The 20,487-nt window shown below is 54.1% G+C and carries 14 protein-coding genes; 6 read left to right on the top strand and 8 right to left on the bottom strand.

The window, feature by feature from the left end; all coding sequences use genetic code 11:
- Positions 1-81 precede the first annotated feature (81 nt).
- The 3 genes from proP to iolG all read right to left on the bottom strand — a co-directional run bounded on the left by proP (position 82) and on the right by iolG (position 5,419).
- Positions 82-1,587, bottom strand: a complete 1,506-nt coding sequence (proP, locus tag AAH450_RS15265; RefSeq protein ID WP_342910958.1) for a glycine betaine/L-proline transporter ProP — start codon at positions 1,585-1,587, stop codon at positions 82-84.
- Between the two features lie 990 nt (positions 1,588-2,577).
- On the bottom strand, positions 2,578-4,176 hold the full coding sequence (locus tag AAH450_RS15260) for an EAL domain-containing protein (protein WP_342910957.1): 1,599 nt from the start codon (positions 4,174-4,176) through the stop codon (positions 2,578-2,580).
- A 250-nt stretch (positions 4,177-4,426) separates the two neighbouring features.
- Positions 4,427-5,419 (bottom strand): inositol 2-dehydrogenase, encoded by a 993-nt coding sequence (gene iolG / locus AAH450_RS15255; protein WP_342910956.1) that lies wholly within the window; start codon positions 5,417-5,419, stop codon positions 4,427-4,429.
- A gap of 240 nt (positions 5,420-5,659) precedes the next feature.
- Here iolG and AAH450_RS15250 point away from each other — a divergent pair, with 240 nt between their 5' ends.
- Both AAH450_RS15250 and AAH450_RS15245 read left to right on the top strand, forming a co-directional pair.
- Positions 5,660-6,682 (top strand): LacI family DNA-binding transcriptional regulator, encoded by a 1,023-nt coding sequence (locus AAH450_RS15250; RefSeq protein WP_342910955.1) that lies wholly within the window; start codon positions 5,660-5,662, stop codon positions 6,680-6,682.
- Between the two features lie 82 nt (positions 6,683-6,764).
- Complete coding sequence (locus AAH450_RS15245; RefSeq protein ID WP_342910954.1) at positions 6,765-7,094, top strand: DHCW motif cupin fold protein; 330 nt, start codon at positions 6,765-6,767, stop codon at positions 7,092-7,094.
- Positions 7,095-7,143: 49 nt separating this feature from the next.
- On the opposite strand, the gene uxuA is transcribed toward AAH450_RS15245, so the two are convergent.
- The gene (gene uxuA / locus AAH450_RS15240) at positions 7,144-8,328 is read right to left on the bottom strand and encodes a mannonate dehydratase (RefSeq protein ID WP_342910953.1); all 1,185 of its coding nucleotides are present in this window, start codon (positions 8,326-8,328) and stop codon (positions 7,144-7,146) included.
- A 167-nt stretch (positions 8,329-8,495) separates the two neighbouring features.
- Complete coding sequence (locus AAH450_RS15235) at positions 8,496-9,602, bottom strand: AI-2E family transporter (RefSeq protein WP_342910952.1); 1,107 nt, start codon at positions 9,600-9,602, stop codon at positions 8,496-8,498.
- Between the two features lie 312 nt (positions 9,603-9,914).
- Here AAH450_RS15235 and AAH450_RS15230 point away from each other — a divergent pair, with 312 nt between their 5' ends.
- The gene (locus tag AAH450_RS15230) at positions 9,915-11,135 is read left to right on the top strand and encodes an MFS transporter (protein ID WP_342910951.1); all 1,221 of its coding nucleotides are present in this window, start codon (positions 9,915-9,917) and stop codon (positions 11,133-11,135) included.
- 59 nt (positions 11,136-11,194) lie between these two features.
- Here AAH450_RS15230 and AAH450_RS15225 read toward each other — a convergent pair whose 3' ends face one another.
- Positions 11,195-12,010, bottom strand: a complete 816-nt coding sequence (locus AAH450_RS15225; protein ID WP_342910950.1) for a TIM barrel protein — start codon at positions 12,008-12,010, stop codon at positions 11,195-11,197.
- 475 nt (positions 12,011-12,485) lie between these two features.
- Here AAH450_RS15225 and AAH450_RS15220 point away from each other — a divergent pair, with 475 nt between their 5' ends.
- Both AAH450_RS15220 and iolB read left to right on the top strand, forming a co-directional pair.
- Positions 12,486-13,991 (top strand): CoA-acylating methylmalonate-semialdehyde dehydrogenase, encoded by a 1,506-nt coding sequence (locus AAH450_RS15220; protein ID WP_342910949.1) that lies wholly within the window; start codon positions 12,486-12,488, stop codon positions 13,989-13,991.
- Between the two features lie 23 nt (positions 13,992-14,014).
- The gene (iolB, locus tag AAH450_RS15215) at positions 14,015-14,833 is read left to right on the top strand and encodes a 5-deoxy-glucuronate isomerase (protein WP_342910948.1); all 819 of its coding nucleotides are present in this window, start codon (positions 14,015-14,017) and stop codon (positions 14,831-14,833) included.
- 56 nt (positions 14,834-14,889) lie between these two features.
- Here the strand turns inward: iolB and AAH450_RS15210 are convergent, their stop codons facing one another.
- Together AAH450_RS15210 and AAH450_RS15205 are read right to left on the bottom strand one after the other, a co-directional pair.
- Positions 14,890-15,732, bottom strand: a complete 843-nt coding sequence (locus AAH450_RS15210; RefSeq protein WP_342910947.1) for a MurR/RpiR family transcriptional regulator — start codon at positions 15,730-15,732, stop codon at positions 14,890-14,892.
- Positions 15,733-16,063: 331 nt separating this feature from the next.
- Positions 16,064-17,983, bottom strand: a complete 1,920-nt coding sequence (locus AAH450_RS15205; RefSeq protein WP_342910946.1) for a bifunctional 5-dehydro-2-deoxygluconokinase/5-dehydro-2-deoxyphosphogluconate aldolase — start codon at positions 17,981-17,983, stop codon at positions 16,064-16,066.
- A 534-nt stretch (positions 17,984-18,517) separates the two neighbouring features.
- On the opposite strand from AAH450_RS15205, the gene iolD reads away from it, so the two are divergent.
- Positions 18,518-20,458, top strand: coding sequence for a 3D-(3,5/4)-trihydroxycyclohexane-1,2-dione acylhydrolase (decyclizing) (gene iolD, locus AAH450_RS15200; protein ID WP_342910945.1), 1,941 nt, complete (start codon positions 18,518-18,520; stop codon positions 20,456-20,458).
- Positions 20,459-20,487 lie beyond the last annotated feature (29 nt).

Below are 20,487 nucleotides of genomic sequence, written 5' to 3'. Positions count from 1 at the left end.
GTGCTCCTGAACGGATGCCGTTGGGGTCTGAAATAAAAAAAGGCCCGCATCCAGGCGGGCCTTTGACGTTAATTACGGCAACTATTCGTTAATATTGGGATGCTGATTGATCAGATGTTTACGCTTCTCTTCCAGCTCTGCTATCTGCTCACTGATATCGTCAATTTTGCTTTCGATATTATCGTGATGCTCTTGCAGGATCTCTTTGGCTTCATGAATATCTGAAGCGGCAGGAGTCGCGCCACGCAGAGGCATATTCGCGGTTTCCTTCATCATGATACCGGTGACCAGACCCACAACCGCAACCACCATCAGGTAGTAAGCAGGCATGTAGAGGTTAGCGGTATATTCAACCAGCCAGGCCGCCAGCGTTGGCGTTAACCCTGCGACTAAAATCGAAATATTGAAGGCGCTTGCCAGTGCGCTGTAACGGATATGCGTGGGAAACATCGCGGGCAGCGAGGAGGCCATTACGCCGGTAAAGCAGTTCAGAACCACAGCCAGGATCAGCAGCCCGGCAAAAATCAGCCCCATCACGTTACTGTTGATCAGCATGAAGCAGGGAATTGCCAGGATCAGCAGCGCCACGCTTCCGATAATCACAAACGGACGACGGCCAAACTTGTCACTCATCAAGCCCATCACTGGCTGGACGAACAGCATACCAATCATAATCGCGATAATGATTAACACGCCGTGATCTTCAGAATAGTGAAGATTGTGCGACAGATAGCTTGGCATGTACGTCAACAGCATGTAGTAGGTCACGTTGGTCGAGAGCACCAGACCGATACACGCCAGTAAACTTTTCCAGTGTTTGGTCGCGATCTCTTTGAAAGAGACTTTTGGCCCCTCGGCCAGACCTTCGCGATCGCCTTTTTCAAGTTTATCCACATGCTGCTGGAACGCAGGCGTCTCTTCCAGCGCGTTACGCAGATAAATACCAACCAGACCGAGCGGCAGCGCGACAAAGAAGGGAACACGCCAGCCCCATTCAAGGAATCTGGCCTCCCCAATCACTGCGGAAATCAGCACCACCAGACCTGCACCGGTCACAAAGCCGACGATGGAGCCGAAATCCAGCCAGCTGCCCATAAAGCCGCGTTTGCGGTCCGGGGAATATTCCGCCACAAAGATAGAAGCCCCGGTATATTCGCCACCCACCGAGAAACCCTGCGCCATTTTACACAGCAGCAGCAGGACAGGCGCCCAGATACCAATGGAGGCATAAGAGGGTATCAGGCCAATACAGAAAGTACTGACGGACATAATCACAATAGTGATGGAGAGGATTTTCTGACGACCATACTTGTCACCCAGCGCCCCGAAGAACAGGCCGCCCAGCGGACGAATAAGGAAAGGAACAGAGAAGGTTGCCAGTGCGGCAATCATCTGTAGGCCGGGATCGGCTCCCGGAAAGAACACCTGACCCAATGCATAGGCCACAAAGCCATAAACCCCAAAGTCAAACCACTCCATGGCGTTGCCCAACGACGCTGCGGTAATGGCTTTGCGTAACCTGGCATCATCAATGATCGTTACGTCTTTTAAGCCTATTGGCTTAACACGCTTCCTACGTAGCTTCATATAAAACACCCTGTAATTGTCTGTTTCCCAATTAAATTTTGTCCGTTTTGCCAGAGCGATGCCGGAAGTTCATGGCAAAATGGTACAAATAGTGTAGGGCTATATGCCCTACAGGCAGCGATTTGTGGGGGGTATTTGCCTCCCACAACAAATATCTGTCTGCTATCAGTATATCGTTTCTTCCGGCATGAACATAATTTCTGCCTGCAATTAGCCTGAATGCGGATCTTCTCTGAGCCTTTTATGCAGCCGCGTTTTGCCTTAATGCCCCGCAGCAGAGTAGGTAAACCTCCAGAGTAAACAGACAATGAAAACAGAGTCATTCTGGCAGCATGAACCTGGCGCGTTTATAAAAGAGCAGTGCGAATTTTTTATATTGTGGATTAAGTTAAATTAATGAATATAAGGAGTGGAGTTATTTTCTGCGCATAAACAACCTCCATGTAATACTCCGTGGCGCTTTATCGGGGAGCCAGAAATGTATAATAAAAAAAACTGAAATTTGAAAACTCATTTCCTTAAGGCTATTGATAGCATTGAAGTTAATTTGCAAGTCTGGCAACAGTACCGGGTTTTCCCTGTCAGCTATCAGGGCATTTATCCGCAAAATGCATAGTTAAAACAGGAAGCCAGTGACGATATTGCACCGGAAAAAGGGGGTGCACAGCGTAAAAGGAATTTTCATCAGGCAGAAAAATTAAACAATTGTCGCCTGCTCACTAAACAGATGCGGAGCCTGAATGAACGTTTTCAGTGAGTAAGCGAAATGCTGGAAAAAGTAACGGACGATCCGCAGCAACAGACTATTTTGCAGCAATATCAGTAACTGGCTGACCCTATTTTAGCTGCCCTGGCGAGGATTAATCAGCGGGTGGAAGCCCGACGCAGAATCCCAGTTATTCCGGCCACCGCAGCAAAATGGCCCGCAGCAGATGAAACGCTGAAGGTGGTCTTATGTGCCGGAATAAAAACACTGTACCTGACTCTGTTTCAGGCTTCGCCTTTCTGCTGGAGTGGTGAAGTCAGCGGACGCTGACCTTCCTGCCGTGACCACGCCATTAATGCTTCACTGTTCATCGGCCGCGCATAAAGATAGCCCTGAATAAATATCACACCGCGCGCTTGCAAATACTCCAGCTGTTTCGCTGTTTCTACCCCTTCTGCCACTACGCTGAGCTTTAGCTTATGGCTGAGCATTATAATGGCGTCCAGCACCGGCGCTTCCTCCTCGGCCGATTCGATGGCGTTGATAAAGCCTCGATCGATTTTCAGGTAGTCGAGCGGGAAGGTCTGTAAGTAGGAGAGCGAACAGTGTCCGGTACCGAAGTCATCAATGGCTATCCGCACCCCTTCCGTGCGCAGCGTCTTCAGCTTCTGGATCACCTCATCCCCGTCTGAGATCAGGCTGCGCTCGGTCAGCTCAAGGGTAATTGTGGGTTGATGAAAGGCAACCTGAGCGGCAAAATTTCTGATATCCGCCACGAAATCGGGGTGCTGAATATGCTCGCCAGTAATATTGATGGCAATATGAAAGCCTGGTGGTACCTGCCAGCTGCGGGCCTCTTTCGCAATTATCTGTAGAAGATGCTGCGTAAGCGGCACAATCATCTTTTCCTCTTCTGCTGCGCTGATAAAGAGGTCGGGCCGCGCCCAGTTACCGTCTGGCAGCTGCCAGCGCATCAGCGCCTCGACGCCGCTAAAAGCCCTGGTTTTAATGTTATAAACCGGCTGATAATGAACCGAAAACTCCTGTCGTAACAGCGCCTGACGCAGTTGGTCGCGTATCGAGAGTTTACGCTTCAGCCAGTTATTGGTGACCATCATTAAGAGCAGGGAAAAGATGATCGCCATAGGGAAATAGGTCATCAATCCTTCCCGCCAGGTGAGAGCGAGATCGGCTGGCGGCGAGATGATGGTTGCCACCACCGGATAACGCCCGGAGCTGACAGTCAGCGTATGCGGGCGGAGTAGTGAAGGGCTGTTGGTCGGGGTGAAGCCGCTGTCTATGGCGTAGCCGCCACCAAACTGCAACGAAATGTTATACCCATGGCTTTTCCCCACCGCATGCATAAAATCCAGCAGATACTGTCCATCCACCATGGCATAGCTACTGAACTTATTGGGCAGATCGCGCATATAGATAACGGCCGGACGATCCTTTACGGAAAATGTGCCGGAGAGAGAAAGCATCCACCGGGCTTTACGCGGTTCCGGCGCAGGGCGCAGCAGCATGGTTGAAAGATCGCCCCTCAACCCACCATAGATAGAGGAGCAGGTCACCACCCCATCCTGCATCAGACCAATAGAGCGGAAGTAGGGAAACTGCGAGGCGTATTGCTGAATCTGCTCGTTAATATCGCTGCATCTTTTGCCGGAGAGTTTGCGCAGATAGCCAACCATATTCCAGGCCTGATCGCTGATCGCTTCTGCCTGGCTCAGCAGCATTGCAGCCGTAACGGCTTGCTGACGCTTAACAATTTGCCGGGCATCTATAAAGGTAAAAACCAGGCAGAGCAGTAAGGGTGCCAGCCCGGCAATGGTTAACAGCAACCCCTTTCGCTGCGGGGTTCTTTTAAAAATTGAATCCACATTGTTCCCCTGTCATCCAACAAAAGTGGCAAGCCTCTCTCACTCTCCTGCGCGCCTGACCGCCCCGGATATAGATGGCCGCACAGTCTGCCAGCATCATAAGCTCAGTGCGGGGATTTTGGTCAAGTTTCTGCACACTAATGTTGGATTGACTGCGCTTCTCCTCTGGCTGAGGGCCGCCTCATCTTTCACCCTGAGGCATGACTTTTTATGACGGCAGATGGCGGGGTAAAGCCTCAGCCTCATCTTGTTAAGCTTTCAGCTGAACTACCTGCCCACTGGTCATCGAAGCCAGCGCAGCATCGGCCAGCCGTAACGCCTGTAGTCCATCCTCGCCGCCTGGCGTCACTGCGGTGCCGCTTTTCAGATGCGCTATCAGGCTGGCGAACTCAAGCCGGTAGGCCTCTGCATAGCGTTGCAGGAAGAAATACATCGGCTTCTGCGCCACCACGCCGCTCACTGAGGATTTCACCAGGCTACTTTCAGGCAGATTGGTTACCGCCAGCATCCCTTCACTGCCATGCACTTCAATACGCTGATCGTAACCATAAGTCGCGCGGCGACTGTTGGTGATCACCGCCATTTTACCGCTGGCGCAGGTCAGGGTGACAATGGCCGTATCGATATCGCCTAATGCTTTAATGGCGGGATCAACCAGCGACGAGGCGCTGGCATAGACGGTAACTGGCTCTTCCTGTAGCAGCCAGCGCGCCATATCAAAGTCATGAATAGTCATATCGCGGAAGAGTCCACCTGAGGTTTTCAGGTATTCCGCAGGCGGTGCGCCAGGGTCACGGGAACTGATGGTGACAATCTCGGTTTGACCAATTTCCCCGGCAGCCAGACTTTGCTGTAGCTGCGCCATGCTGGGATCAAAACGGCGGTTGAACCCCACCATTAACGTCACGCCTGTTTCCTTCACTGTTGCCAGACAGCGCTCCACCCGTTCCAGACTCAGGTCGACCGGCTTCTCACAGAAAATGGCTTTACCGGCACGCGCTGCTGCCTCAATCAGATCCGCGTGGGTATTGGTCGCGCTACAGATAGCAACAAGCTGGATGCTGCTGTCATTCAGAGCCTGATCTACCGTCACCACCTGGGCATTAAATTTATCAGCCAGCGCCTGGGCGGCAGGTTGATAGAGGTCTACCACATACTGCAAGCGACAGTCAGGATGGGCAGCAATATTGGCAGCGTGAATTTGGCCGATACGACCAGCACCAAACAGGGCGACGTTATACATGATCAGTTTCCTTGGTTAACAGACGAAATGTCTGTAGAGAGTGATCGTTTTTGGCCGGAATAAAGTCAAAACAAAGGGCAAACGGCATCATCAAAAAATGCGGTAAATCACAGATTTAATTGAGGTTAAACCCGTCAAAACTCACTTAACCGGAGGGAATCAAAGGCTTAGGGGCTGCTGGCTTAATCACCACTTTTCGCTATGATGAAAAACACCTCATTACCTTTTTTAAGAGCAGGCATGGCAGAGAAAAGCGGCTGGAAAGGACCCACTATCGCCACCATCGCGGAAGAAGCGGGATTGAGCATGGCTACTGTCGACAGAGTCTTGAACGCCCGTCCCGGCGTACGTGAGGTCACGCGTAAAAAGGTGATGCTGGCGATCCAACGGCTGGGCGGCCAGTGGGATGAGGGCGGGACGCCAGCGTTGCGCCGCCGCATCGCTTTTATCTGCGAGTCCGGCACCAGCTTTATCAGCCTGGTGGAAAAAGAAGCGCGGCGTTACATCGCGGCGCATCCTGAAATTGCCTTCAGTTTTGACAGCGTGCCTAACGTTCAGGTCAATACCGACCGCTTCAGCCAGCTGATTGCCCGGCGTGCTGCCGAATCTGACGCGTTGCTGCTGGTGTGCCGGGATGATGTAAAGATCAATCGGGCGGTGCGTGAGGCTATCGATAACGGCGTACCGACGATCTGTCTGACCAGCGATTTGCCCAATTCCCGGCGTACCGCCTATGTCGGACTGGAACAGATCAGCACGGGAGCCACGGCTGGCTGGCTGATGGGCCGCATGTTGCCAAAACGGCCCGGAAATATTTTGCTGATCTTCAGCTCCACTTACCGGACTCAGGAGGAGCGCGAAGTGGGCTTCCGGCGGGCTTTACGGGCCGAATTTCCCCATCTGACCGTCGTGGAGAGAGTAAACACCAACGATGAATCAGAAAGCTCATACCAAAGCGTCAAAAAGTTCCTTGAAGAGAATCCGCCCATGGCTGGCATCTACAACATGGCTGGAGGGAACCGCGGCGTGGCTAAAGCGCTGACGGAAAAAGGGCTGGCGAACGATGTGCTGTTTATTGGTCACGAGCTGAGCGACTACACGCGAACCCTGCTGGAAACAGGAGAAATGGATATCGTGCTGGGCCATGATATCCAGCGTGAAATAGAGCTAGGCGTGGAAGCCCTGGGCCGCTTGCGAACCGGCGGGCAGATTCAGAATATCCACACGCCGCTGCTGATCTACACCCGTTACGCCCATTTTTGAATCCTCAAGCGTTAAGCAGACATTATTTTCAGCTCGTTGGTATGCTGCTTAACCCCATATCTGAACCGGAGACGACTGCACCATGAAAATGAGCGACATTCCGTTTGGTACCACCGCATGGGCAGCCCTGGCCGCCACAGAGCATCCTGGCGAAACAGGTAAAGCGTTCTGGCGTACGCAGCAGTTCGGCGAAGTTCGTGTCAGAATGGTGGAATACAGCCCTGGTTACCTGGCGGATCACTGGTGTTCTAAAGGGCATATTCTGCTTTGCCTTTCCGGTGAGTTGCATACCCAATTAGATGACGGAAGGGTGTTTACCCTGACGCCGGGCATGAGCTATCAGGTGGCTGATGGCGCAGAAGCGCACCGCTCCTGGAGTGATGCCGGTGCGCAGCTGTTTATCGTGGATTAAGGGTAAGAGAGTTGGCGGCAGCTATTTGCCTGCCGCCGCAATCGAGACTTTACTCTTGAAAATAGATCTGTTTTAAGGCTACTTCCACCCCTCTGACCTCGGCCAGCCCCTTCAGGCGGCCAATTGCGGAATAGCCGGGGTTCGTTTTCTTGTGCAGATCATCCAGCATCTGATGGCCATGATCGGGACGCATTGGAATACCGCGCAGATTGCCCTGCTGACGACGACGCTGCTCTTCGGCAAGGATCACCTTCACCACGCCGACCATATCCACATCGCCTGCCAGATGCGCAGCTTCGTGGAAGCTTTTCGGGTTAGCTTCCCGTTTTGTTGAGCGCAGATGGGCGAAATGAATGCGATCCGAGAACGCCTCTGCCATCTCCACCAGGTTGTTGTCAGGACGCACGCCGTAAGAGCCGGTGCAGAAGGTAAAGCCGTTATGTACGCTGTCCACGCTCTCTTTCAGCCACTGCATATCTTCCTGAGTAGAAACAATGCGCGGCAGACCGAGTATGGGACGCGGTGGATCGTCAGGATGAACCGCCAGCATAATCCCGGCAGTTTCCGCTACGGGAACAATGGCCGCCAGAAAATCGGCCATATGCCTGCGTAAACCCGCTTTATCAATGCCGTCATACTGGGAAAGCTGCGCCTGGAACTGCTCCAGGGTGTAGCCCTCTTCAGCCCCTGGCAGACCTGCAATGATGTTACGCGTCAGCGTTGCAATTGCCTCTGGCGTCATTGCGGCGAAATAGTCAGCCGCCTCTTTTTGTTCCTGCTGGTCGTAATCCTGAGTAGCGCCCGGCCGCTGCAAAATATGCAATTCGAAAGCGGCAAAGGCGATATGGTCAAAACGTAGCGCTTTAGCGCCATCCGGCAAGGCCCAGGCCAGATCGGTACGCGTCCAGTCCAGTACCGGCATGAAGTTATAGCAAACGGTATCAATACCGCAGAGACCCAGATTGCGAATCGACTGCTGATAGTTAGCGATAAAGTGTTGATAATCTCCACGCTGCGTTTTAATCGACTCATGCACAGGAATACTCTCGACCACCGACCAGACCAGCCCTTTTTCAGCGAGCAACGCCTGGCGCGCTTTGATCTCATCCACCGGCCAGATCTCGCCGTTGGGGATATGATGCAGGGCAGTAACAATGCCCGTGGCGCCCGCCTGACGGGCATCATCCAGCGAGACCGGATCGTTCGGGCCGTACCAGCGCCATGTGTGTTCCATATGAATACTCCTTAACCTGAGCAGGAATGCAATCGGGCTGCTCAGTATCGCCTGAGCCACTGCCGAAGGCGATACTCAGCAAGCCAAAGCGTGAAGAGGGTCCTGTTCCGTCTGTTAGTGAAAGAGCGCTTACGGCTGCTGGCCACCCGCTTGTGGCCGCGGGCGGTTTACCTTTTGCCAATCTTTAACTTGTTTTCAGGGTTTTGATCGATGGTTGTTTTCTGCACACTAAAGCGCTTCACTTTAGGCCTGCCGTTGCCCAGCAGGATCGCCAGCTTGCTGCCCCCCGGCGTGGTCTCCATCAGGATTTTACAGATACTGGTCAGCGGCACCGAAAGCAGCATCCCCACCGGCCCCAGCAGCCAGCCCCAGAAAATCAGCGACAGGAACACCACCAGACTGGAGAGGCCCAGCCCTTTTCCCATCACTCTGGGTTCAAGCATATTGCCAAACACCATATGAATGGCGATAAACAGGGCGCCGACCAGCGCAGCATCATAAACGCTGTTCAGCAGCAGCGCCTGAATCAGCGGAGGAATGCCGGCGATGATCGGGCCGATATTCGGAATGTAGTTAAGAATAAAGGCAACCACGCCCCACAACAGGGCAAACTTAACATCCAGCAGCAGCAACGCCAGCCAGACCGAGGCACCGGTTATCAGGCTAATCAGCGTTTTAAGCGCCAGATAGTGGGTAACACCTTTCAGCGCCTTATGCAGTCCGGCGATGCGAATTTTGGGGTTTACCAGCGCAAAGCGAAGTTTGTAAGGCAGATGGTGCACTTCAAACAGCATAAAGACCACGGTCATCAGCAGCAGCACGATATTGGTCATCGCTCCTGAGAACTGACTCAGCACGGTGGTCGCCATGTTCATCATGGCGTTAGGATCAAGCCGTTCCGCCATCCGGTCAGTGGAGAGATTGATATTAAACGTGGCGGCAAAATGCTGAACCAGGCCGAGCTTATGCTCCAGCTGGCTGCGGAGCTGCGGATAAATATCGCTGAATTCGTTCGCTGCTCCGGCCACCATCGCCACCAGCAGAGCGAAACAGATAAGCACGCCAGTCATCACCAGGCCTATCGCCAGCCCGCGTCTGACGCCCCGGCGCATCAAAATAGTGACCAACGGATTCAGTACAATGGCCAGAAACATGGCCAGTAAAAAGGGCACCATAATGTCCGAGGCGGCCTTGATGCCCGCAAGGATCACCACCAGCATCGCCATCTTTAACAGCATGTTCTGCCCAATTTTTTCCTGTTGCAGTTCGCTCATTCCCATTCCATTTCAGCTTCAGATGCGTAAGTTTAGCGCCTTTAAGCAGTAAATCCCTGATTTTAAGAAAGGTCGGAAGCTTTTACCTGCCGCAGTATCAACCTGATGGCTGGCAGCATCCCTGGATTGTCATGGCAATAAGCCTGCTACGCCCTTTATCCTCACCGGGATTTCATTAACAGGGTGCTGTAAGCGCGCTATGTGACGGATTCAGGGCAGCAATTATCCCGAAGAGGCCAACCGGATTAAGAGAAAGAGGGAAAAGCAGGGTATAGTTAATTCTCTCTTTTTGTTAACCGGTTCACGATTCCCATGTCCGAGCAACCTGCGGCAGAACCTGCTCAAAGCGGTTTACGCCTTAATTTGCGTATCATTTCCGTGGTGATATTCAATTTTGCCAGTTACCTGACCATCGGCCTGCCGCTGGCCGTTTTACCCGGCTATGTTCATGATGTGATGGGCTACAGCGCTTTCTGGGCAGGGCTGGTGGTCAGCCTGCAATATTTCGCCACGCTGCTGAGTCGTCCTCACGCCGGCCGGTTTGCCGATCTGTGGGGGCCAAAAAAAGTGGTGGTCTTTGGGCTGTGCGGCTGCTTCCTGAGTGGGCTGTGTTATGCGCTGGCAGCGTTTGGATCCAGCCTGCCGGTGCTGAGCCTGGTGATGCTATGCCTGGGACGGGTGATCCTGGGGATCGGGCAGAGTTTTACCGGGACTGGCTCTACCCTCTGGGGTGTTGGCGTGGTGGGGTCGCTGCATATTGGCCGGGTGATCTCCTGGAACGGCATCTTTACCTATGGCGCCATGGCCATCGGCGCTCCGCTGGGCGTAGGGATTTATCAATGGGGCGGGCTGCTGCTGCTCTCCGGTATCATCACAGCGATTGCCCTGATTGCCTTTCTCTTTGCGCTTCCCCGCCCCACGGTGAAAAGCAGCAAAGGTAAACAGCTGCCATTCCGCGCTGTGCTGGGCAAGGTATGGGGTTACGGCGTTCTGCTGGCGATGGGGTCGGCAGGGTTTGGGGTGATTGCCACCTTTATCACGCTATTTTATCAGGCCAAAGGGTGGGAAGGTGCCGCCTGGGCGTTAACGCTTTTCAGCGGCGCTTTCGTCGGAACCCGTCTGCTCTTTCCCAATGCGATTAACCGACACGGCGGGCTTAGCGTGGCGCTGGTGTGCTTTGCGGTGGAGGCGGTGGGCCTGTTTCTGGTCTGGGGATCGGTCGATCCCTGGATGGCGAAACTGGGTGCATTCCTGACCGGGGCAGGCTTCTCGCTGGTGTTTCCGGCCATTGGCGTGGTGGCGGTTAAAGCCGTACCGCCGCAGAATCAGGGCAGCGCGCTGGCGGCCTATACCACCTTTATGGATCTCTCTTTAGGGATAACCGGGCCTCTGGCCGGGTTTGCCATGAGCTATCTCGGGGTACCGGTGATCTATCTGCTTAGCGCGCTGCTGGTCTGCGTGGCGATAGTGCTGACGGCCCGCCTGAAACGGACGCTGCGACGGCAACAAGAGGCACTGGGGGAACGCTCCTGAACAGGCGGCCAGGGCCGCCAAAGTGACACCTGTAAGCCAGGGGCGACACTGCCCCTGGGTTAATCCTGTAGGAAAGCGATACTGCGGCGGATCTCCCGCTCTATATCTTCCGCCTGCCAGCTCTCCATCACTGATGAGAAGGGTTCAAAGGCATAAACACCCCGGTAACCCATCCGCTCCAGACGCTGCACCTGGGTAGCGGTATTCAGCAGGTCACCTTTTGTAAGCATGATACGTTCTTCATCGGTGAGTTCGCTGGTTGGACGGCTGTCTTCCACTCCGGAAAGATGGATAAGCCCGATCGCCTTGATATCGATCTCCGTTTCAAATTCCGCCTCAGCATTTTCATACAGATGATGATGGAAAGTATCGAGTAACAGGCGGAAAGGAACGTTGGCGTCGCGGATCAGTTTCTGCGCTTTAACCGCAGAGCGCAGCGAGCTGACCCTGAAGCCCAGCGGCTCTACCAATCCTTCAATCCCATAGTGGGCAAACAGCGGAGCCAGCGTTTTCAGGGCAGCAAGCGTCTCCTCTTCAGAAACTGGCGTACCGTCGTTCAGCGGGCAGAGCACCAGCGCTTTAGCGCCCACTCCCTGCGCATCTTTCAGCAACCCTTCCGTCTTCGCCAGCAGTGCTTCATTGACCTGGTTAAAGGGGTAAACGGCATTGATAGTGACAATTTCCAGCCCGTAGCGTTGCGCCAGGGCTTTCACTTCTGCATGAGTGAGGTCATCCGTCACGCTGCCTCCACGCATATCGTTGCGCAGTTCAACCTTATTCAGGCCGAGCTTATGCACCAGCTGAAAGAACGCTTCAATACTGAGGTTGGGGGCAATTTTTCGGTTAATACAGAAACGGGTGGGATCAATAGCCATTTTACTGCTCCTGCAAATTAGAGAAGGGAAGAATTGTTAAGCCGTGTGGCTCGCCATCAGGCGGCTTCTCAGGTTATGGCGTATAAAAGAACATTTATTTCATGATTGGTGAATTATGAAATTTAAATTTTTCGATCCCTCTCGCAAAATTTCGTTTTATTGCCGTTCAGAATCGCGTCAGGTGGTTGATTTGTGAGCCGTATCGCAACCTCATACCGGCAAGGAGTTCATGGCTTTTGGGCGGTGGGGAGCCGCAGCCACCTTGCGCTAAGCCCTTTTTGCTTCTGCCCCTGTTAAGCACCCCAAGTCAGGGCAGCCCGATAAATAAAAATGCGATCTGCTCCGCTAAAAACGAATTTTCTAAAGTGAATTATTTGAAAAATTTGTTCCAATATAATAGTGTCGTTGCACGCATTCAGGATTTGTCCGGTCAGGCTGCGGCCTGTAGACATACTCACATCAAAGAGGCCAGAACATGACTATCGTAGGAAACTTTATTGGCGGAAAAACATCTCTGAGCGCCAGCAATGAAACGATTCCGGTTTACGATCCGGCGACAGGCAAACCGGTGCGCGATCTGACGCAAAGCAGCGCAGAGGAAGTGACAAAAGCGATTGAAGTGGCGCATAACGCTTTTGAGGGATGGTCACGCACTTCGCCACTACGCCGCGCGCGCGTTATGTTCAATTTTAAAGCCCTGATGGAAGAGCACCGTGAAGAGCTGGCTGCGCTGATTGTCAGCGAACACGGTAAAGTCTGGTCTGATGCGCTGGGTGAACTCACCCGTGGCATAGAAGTGATTGAATATGCCTGCGGTATTCCACATCTGATCAAAGGTGAAAACTCTGCTGACGTGGCAACCGGCGTGGACAGCTATTCGCTGATGCAGCCGCTGGGCGTGGTGGCCGGGATTACCCCGTTTAACTTCCCCGCTATGGTGCCATTATGGATGTTCCCGATTGCGCTCGCCTGCGGCAACACCTTCGTGCTGAAGCCGCCAGCCCTGGACCCTTCAGCCTCGGTTCGTATGGCTGAGCTGCTGACCGAAGCGGGGCTGCCGGACGGCGTATTCAACGTTATTCACTGTTCTAACGAAGATGCAGAGCAGCTCTATACCGATCCGCGCGTGCAGGCCGTAAGCTTTGTTGGCTCTTCCGGCGTGGCGGAGCACATCTATAAAACCGCCAGCGCCCACGGTAAGCGTGTTCAGGCCTTCGGCGCGGCAAAAAATCATGCCATCGTGATGCCGGATGCCGAGCTGGAAAGCACCGTGAACGCCATTATGGGCGGCGCGTTTGGCTCCGCAGGCGAGCGCTGCATGGCGCTGCCGGTGGTGGTCGCAGTGGGCGATGATACCGCAGATAAATTAATTGCTGCCCTGACGCCGCTGGTCAAAGCGCTGCGCGTAGGGCCTGGCATCAAAAAAGGCAGCGAAGAGAACGAAATGGGGCCGGTTGTCTCTGCCGCGCACCAGAAAAAAGTGCTGGGTTACATCGACCAGGGCGAGCAGGAAGGCGCGAAGCTGGTGGTGGATGGTCGTAACTGCCAGGTTGAAGGCTACAGCGAAGGCTACTACGTTGGCGGCACGCTGTTTGATAACGTCACTGCCGATATGGTTATCTGGCGTGAAGAGATCTTCGGACCGGTGCTCAGCATCATGCGTGCGCCAGACTATGCCACTGCTCTGAAGCTGGTTAACAGCCATGAATTTGGCAACGGCAGCGCCATTTTCACCAGCAATGGTCACACCGGGCGTGATTTTGTGCGTGAAGTGCAGGCAGGAATGGTTGGCGTAAACGTTCCGGTGCCGGTGCCAATGGCTTTCCACAGCTTTGGCGGCTGGAAGCGTTCCGTCTTTGGCGCACTGAACGTGCACGGGCCAGACGGCGTGCGTTTCTATACCCGTATGAAAACGGCCACCGTACGCTGGCCGGGCGGTCAGAAAACCGTTTCTGAGTTCAGCATGCCAACGCTGGGTTAATTCACGAGCAGGGGAAAAGCAGAATGTCATTGCTTAACAAAGTAAAACAACCGGATGCGCAAGGGCGCATCCAGCATGTTACTCCGGAGAGCGCAGGCTGGCGCTATGTGGGCTTTGATGCTTACCAGCTGCAAAAAGGGCAAAAACTACAGCTGGAGAGTGGTGATAAAGAGCTGTGCCTGGTGCTGGTTGCGGGGCTGGCTTCGGTAAAAACGCTGCACGCGGAGTTTCCCGGCATCGGCAAGCGCATGTCGCCCTTCGAGCGCACGCCCCCTTATTCCGTCTATGTACCCAATCACGATAAAGTCGAAATTTACGCGGACACGGATCTGGAGCTGGCGGTGTGTAACGCGCCAGGTAAAGGGACGCTGCCCGCCAGGCTGATTACGCCTGCCGACGTGGGCGTGGAGCAGCGTGGCAAAGGTCGCAACAAGCGGCTGGTACACAATATTTTGCCTGACGATAAGCCAGCGGACAGCCTGCTGGTGGTGGAAGTCTATACCAATGAAGGGGATACCAGCTCCTATCCCAGCCATAAGCACGATCGGGAAGACTCAGAGTCGGAAACCTATCTGGAAGAGACCTATTACCACCGCTTCAATCCGCCGCAGGGTTTTGCCATGCAGCGCGTCTATACGGACGACCGTTCGCTGGATGAGTGCATGGCTGTCTACAACCATGATGTGGTCACCGTCCCGCGTGGCTACCATCCGGTCGCGACTATTGCCGGCTACGATAATTATTATCTGAACGTGATGGCAGGGCCGGTAAGATTATGGAAGTTTAGCTGGGAACAGGATCACGCCTGGGTGAACAGCGAGGCATATCCGCGAGAAAAGTGACCCCGGATAAATGAAACGAGTCAGTGAAAAACGGGTGGAATTTTCCACCCGTTTTTTTATGCTTTAGTGACGTTATTCAGCGCCAGTGAAACGGCCAGCGTCTGGGCCAGGCACAGGGAAGCGACCTGCGAACGGAAACCATCCACCTGCGCTTCACGCACCACAAAGCAGACATCGCTGAAGGCGGCCAGCGGGCTGACCTGGCTGTCGGTTATAGCAATCAGGTGCGCGCCACGTTTGGCGCCCAGCTCAACCAGCTCAACCGCTTCCCGCGCATAGGGGGAGTAGCTGATAGCAATCACGACATCTTTCGGGTTTACCATGCTTAACTGCTCGGTAAACATGCCGCCAAGGCCATCAATCAGAAAGGCGCGGCGCTCCAGATGACGCAGCGCATAGGTCAGGTAGGAAGCGACGCTGAAAGAGCGGCGCAGGCCAATGACGTAGATATTTTCCGCCTGATTAAGCAGTTCCACGGCTTTATTCAGCTGCTCAGGGTTGGTCTGCATCGCCAGTTGCTGTAGCGCCTGCGAGTTTACCATCGTGAACACGTTAAGAATTTCAGCGGGATTTTCTGGTGGCGTCGCCGACTCGTCGGTTGAGGTCTGGCGGAACAGACGCGCGCGTTCGGTGTAGTTCACCGTCTCTTCCATCAGATGCTGACGGAAAACCTGTTTCATCTCGTTAAAGCCGCTGAAACCAAAGGCGTTAGAGAAGCGAATCAGGGTGGAGGGCGGCACATCAGCCTGCTGGGCAATCGAGGCCACGGTATCAAAAGCGATGCTGTTGCTGTTGTCGAGAATATAGCGAGCAACCTGTTTCAGGCGCTTACTCAGAGTATCGTAGCGACGACGGATGTCGTCCTGTAACAGGGAAAGCTGTGTCGGATTATTGGTCATTACTTCGGCTCACCAAATAAAATAAGTCATCTTCTTCTGGTCGATATTCTATCAGATGAACAAAAAATTTCACTTGCTAACGGAAAACAGGGGATCTATTTCATCGGGGTTATGAAACTAATCACACTTCAGAGGGCAAAAGAGGTCGCCAGGCAGGTGTTTAACTTCGTGCTCTGAAATAAGTGGGATCTTCAGCTATGCCCGGAAGCATTTCAGAAGCAAAAGAGAGGGCGCTGAAGAAGAAAAGGAGCGGGAGCCGAGCCGGATCCGCAAGGGGCAGAAAATTAGCCACCCGCAGGATCCTCCCCGATCACCGCCCTTTAACAGAGGGTTACTTCGCCGGACGAACTTCACGCCAGTAGTTGATCAGCTGATGATAATTGCTTTTCACCTGAGCGATGAGCGTCTCATCATCCAGTTCACCCTGCAACCACTGGCGCGAAGGCTGCCCAAAGATGGTACGGCCCACGGCAAACCCTTTTACCCACGGCGCTTTGGCGGCATCGGCAAAACCCGCTTTCAACTTCTCTTCCGGCGCGTCCAGACCCAGGATCAGGATGCCACGACAGTAAGGGTCATGCTGCTCGATCACTCCGCTTATCGCTTCCCAGCTCTCAAGCTTAAGCGGCGGCAGCTTCCACCAGTCGGGCTGAATGCCCAGTGAATAGAAGTGCGTCAGAATATCAAGGTAGTAGGACTCCTGCTTGTCCGGGTTGCTCTCCGGCAGGATCACTTCCAGCAGCAGTTCGTGGCCCGTTTTGTTACAGCCGTTCCAGACATCCAGCACCAGCTCATCCTGCTCTTTGCGCAGTTCGGCGCTGTCATGGGGATGATAGAACACCAGGCATTTCACCACGTGCTCCTGCGGCCAGTCGACCAACTGAGAACCGATGTTGCCATGCTCAAGGCGCAGAGGACGCGAGCTGGGCAGCTCAATAGGCCGACCAATCCACCACCCTTTGCCGGTAATGGCGTTCAGCGCTGGCTGACCGTAAGTGGTGTCGGCCAGAATGCCGCTACGGTTCTCCAGGCCCGCTTCTCCTGCCGCCTCTTCCGCTGCCCGCAGCAGCAGCAGCTTGAGTTCAGGCAGACGGGAAGGGTCGACACCCGCTTCATTGGCCATATCCAGCAGCTGCTTACGGTGGTCAAAGGCAAAGACGCACAGCTCCGGCCACTGCTGCTTGCGCGTGGTAACGCGATGCAGATGTTTGAGGCGTTTGTCCAGATCGGGACGTTTCACTTCGTCAGCGCGGCTCAGGAAATCGTCCAGTTCCGCTTTGGTGGGCATTGCCGGGGCGCAGCCGTGGCGTGAAACCACCAGCGCACCACAGGCGTTGGCATAGCGGCACGCCTGTTCCCAACCTTCATCATTCAGCCAGCCGCGCAGCAGGCCGGACATAAAGGCATCGCCTGCACCCAGCACGTTCAGCACCTCAACGCGCACGCCGCTCTGCAATTGAGTCTGTTCCCAGCTCGTCGGGATCTCGCCTTCCAGCACCACACAGCCCATCGGGCCACGTTTGCATACCAGGGTTGCTTTGGTCGCCTGCCGGACATTTTTCAGGGCCGTCAGCGTATCCGTGCTGCCCCCAGCGATATGAAACTCTTCTTCTGTTCCTACCACCAGATCGAAATAGTGCAGTACTTCCTGCAACTGCTGAGTAACATGCTGTGACTCCACGAAACGCGTTTCCCCGTCTCCCAGCGAAGTCAGGCCCCACAACACCGGACGATAATCGATATCCAGTGCCGTGCGTAAGCCGTTGTTACGCGCAATATCAAGCGCTTTCAACACCGCCGCGCGGGTATCAGGATGGGAAAGGTGCGTGCCGGTGACGGCAACGGATCGGGAAGAGGTAATGTACTCTTCTTTAATATCTTCCGGAGTCAGTCCCATATCCGCACAATTATCGCGGTAGAACACCAGCGGGAAGGTATCCTGATCTTTGATCCCCAGGATCACCAGACCAGTCAGACGTGTTTTATCGGTAATCAGGCATTCGGTGTCGGCACCTGCACGCTGCAACTCTTCGCGCAGAAAACGCCCCATATGCTCATCACCCACGCGCGCCAGCATCCCCGACTTCAGGCCCTGAATCGCCGTGCCGTAAGCCACATTGCCGGACGATCCGCCAAGATACTTAGCGAACGTGCTGGTATCTTCAAGGCGGGCGCCAATTTGCTGGCCATAAAGGTCAACGGCAATGCGCCCGATACAAATCACATCAAGCCGCTTCTGTTGTGTACTCATACCTGTTTTTTCCTTCTGTGATGTGCCGCGCTTCGCCAGCGGAGTCGCCTGAGCGTGACGCCCGGATTTGATATGCGAATCAGTATGGGGAATAAATATTTCAACTTCAACACAAAATGAAACTAATACCCCAAAAGTGTGAGGTGGATAAAACTCTGCTGCAACGGATCGAACAGGATCAAATTCTCCCCTGCCTTCAGGGAGATCGGGCAGTGTGAGGCGCCTCGCAAACCCTGAAAGAGAGAATCGCAAACTCTTTGAAGTGAAACGTAATTTTCTCTTCCGGCAGCCTCTCTCTTTTCTTGTTCCAAAACGCCGCGTGCTATCACCCTGCTCAACGCCGTTTAACGGCATAATTTGATCTCACTCGCAAAATGAAATGTTTCTTCTGTAATTGTGTTTAGTGAAAAAAATATTTGTTTATAATCGCCTCACGTTTCACTTACAGCCGTCGCTTCTTTTCATCTCCTGGCGGCCAGGATTGCGAACCCCGGAAGGTTGCTGACTTTCCGCCGAACCGTTAAGGAAGAGCAAATGGGTAAGATCAGATTAACCACAGCACAGGCTCTGGTCAGATTTCTGGATAACCAGTATCTGTCGGTCGATGGCGTTGAAACCAAATTCGTCAAAGGTATTTTCGCCATCTTTGGTCATGGCAACGTGCTGGGGTTAGGCCAGGCGCTGGAGCAGGATAGCGGCGATCTGGTGGTGCATCAGGGACGTAACGAGCAGGGCATGGCCCATGCGGCCATTGGCTACGCTAAGCAGAAATTGCGCCGTGAAATTATCGCCTGTACCTCCTCTGTCGGGCCGGGTGCCGCCAATATGATCACCGCAGCGGGCACCGCCTCGGCTAACCGCATTCCTTTATTACTGCTGCCGGGCGATGTGTTTGCCACCCGCCAGCCAGACCCGGTTTTGCAGCAGATTGAGCAGAGCCACGATCTCAGCATCAGCACCAACGATGCCTTCCGCGCAGTAAGCAAATACTGGGACAGGATAAACCGTCCGGAACAGTTGATGACGGCCTGTATCAACGCGATGCGTGTTTTGACCGATCCGGCAGAGACCGGCGCGGTAACGATCTCACTGCCGCAGGATGTCCAGGGCGAAGCCTACGATTATCCGGACTATTTTTTCCAGAAACGCGTCCATTTGCTTGACCGTCGCCTGCCGACAGAAGCCCAGCTTGCCGCCGCCCTGAAACTTATGGCGGGTAAACGTAAGCCGATGATCGTTTGCGGCGGCGGCGTGAAGTACTCCGAAGCTGGTGAAGCGCTGCGCCAGTTTGCGGAACGCCATCAGATCCCCTTTGCGGAAACCCAGGCAGGAAAAGGCACCCTCATCTCCGATCATCCGCTAAATGTGGGTGGTGTGGGTGAAACCGGTTGCCTGGCAGCCAATTTACTGGCGAAAGAGGCAGATCTGGTGATTGGCGTAGGCACTCGCTACACCGATTTCACCACCGCCTCGAAATGGATCTTCCAGAATCCGGATGTCAGCTATATCAATATCAACGTCAGCAATTTTGACGCTTACAAGCTTGATGCGGTGCAGGTCGTAGCGGATGCGCGGGAAGCCCTGACGGCGCTGGATGAACGTCTGGCTCAGCAAGGGTTCAGCAGCGGCTGGGGCGAGCAGATCCCCCAGGCGCAAAGCAAGCTGCTGAAAGAGACGCAGCGCGTCTATCAGGCGGTCTACAGCAACGAAGGCTTTATCCCGGAAATTGACGACAGCCTCGATCGTGAAGCCGTCTATGCCGAATTTAACCGTCTTACCGACTCCTTCCTGACGCAGAGCAGCGTGCTGGGGACGCTGAATGAGCATCTCCCAAAGGATTCGGTGATCGTCGCTGCTGCGGGTAGTTTGCCCGGCGATCTCCAGCGCGTCTGGCGCACCAGAGATTACAACAGCTACCACGTGGAGTATGGCTACTCCTGCATGGGCTACGAGGTTAGCGCCTCACTGGGCGTGAAGCTGGCGGAGCCGCACCGCGAGGTCTATACGCTGGTGGGCGATGGCTCCTTTATGATGCTGCACTCCGAACTGGTCACCTCTATTCAGGAGCGGGCCAAAATCAACGTGGTGCTGTTCGATAACATGACCAACGGCTGTATCAACAACCTTCAGATAGAACACGGGATGGAGAGCTTCACCACCGAGTTCCGCTTCCGTGATAGCGAAAGCGGCAAGCTGAATGGCGGCTTTATCCCTGTCGACTTTGCCGCTATCGCGGCCGGTTACGGCTGTAAAACCTATCGCGTGACCACGCTGGAGCAGCTGAAAGCGGCGCTGGAAGATGCCCGCAGGCAGACCGTTTCCACACTGATTGATATTAAAGTGCTGCCGAAAACCATGGTGCACAAATACTTCAGCTGGTGGCGTGTGGGCGGCGCACAGGTTTCTGAATCAGAACGTGTTGATGCCGTTGCCCGCATGCTTAACGAGCATATCGGACAGGCACGCGAATACTGATCCTCTTTTTACTTTAAATCACAGATCGG

It is taken from the genome of Erwinia magellanica, assembly GCF_039023495.1.
Lineage (GTDB): Bacteria > Pseudomonadota > Gammaproteobacteria > Enterobacterales > Enterobacteriaceae > Erwinia.
This window is presented reverse-complemented; position numbering and strand designations above follow the sequence as displayed.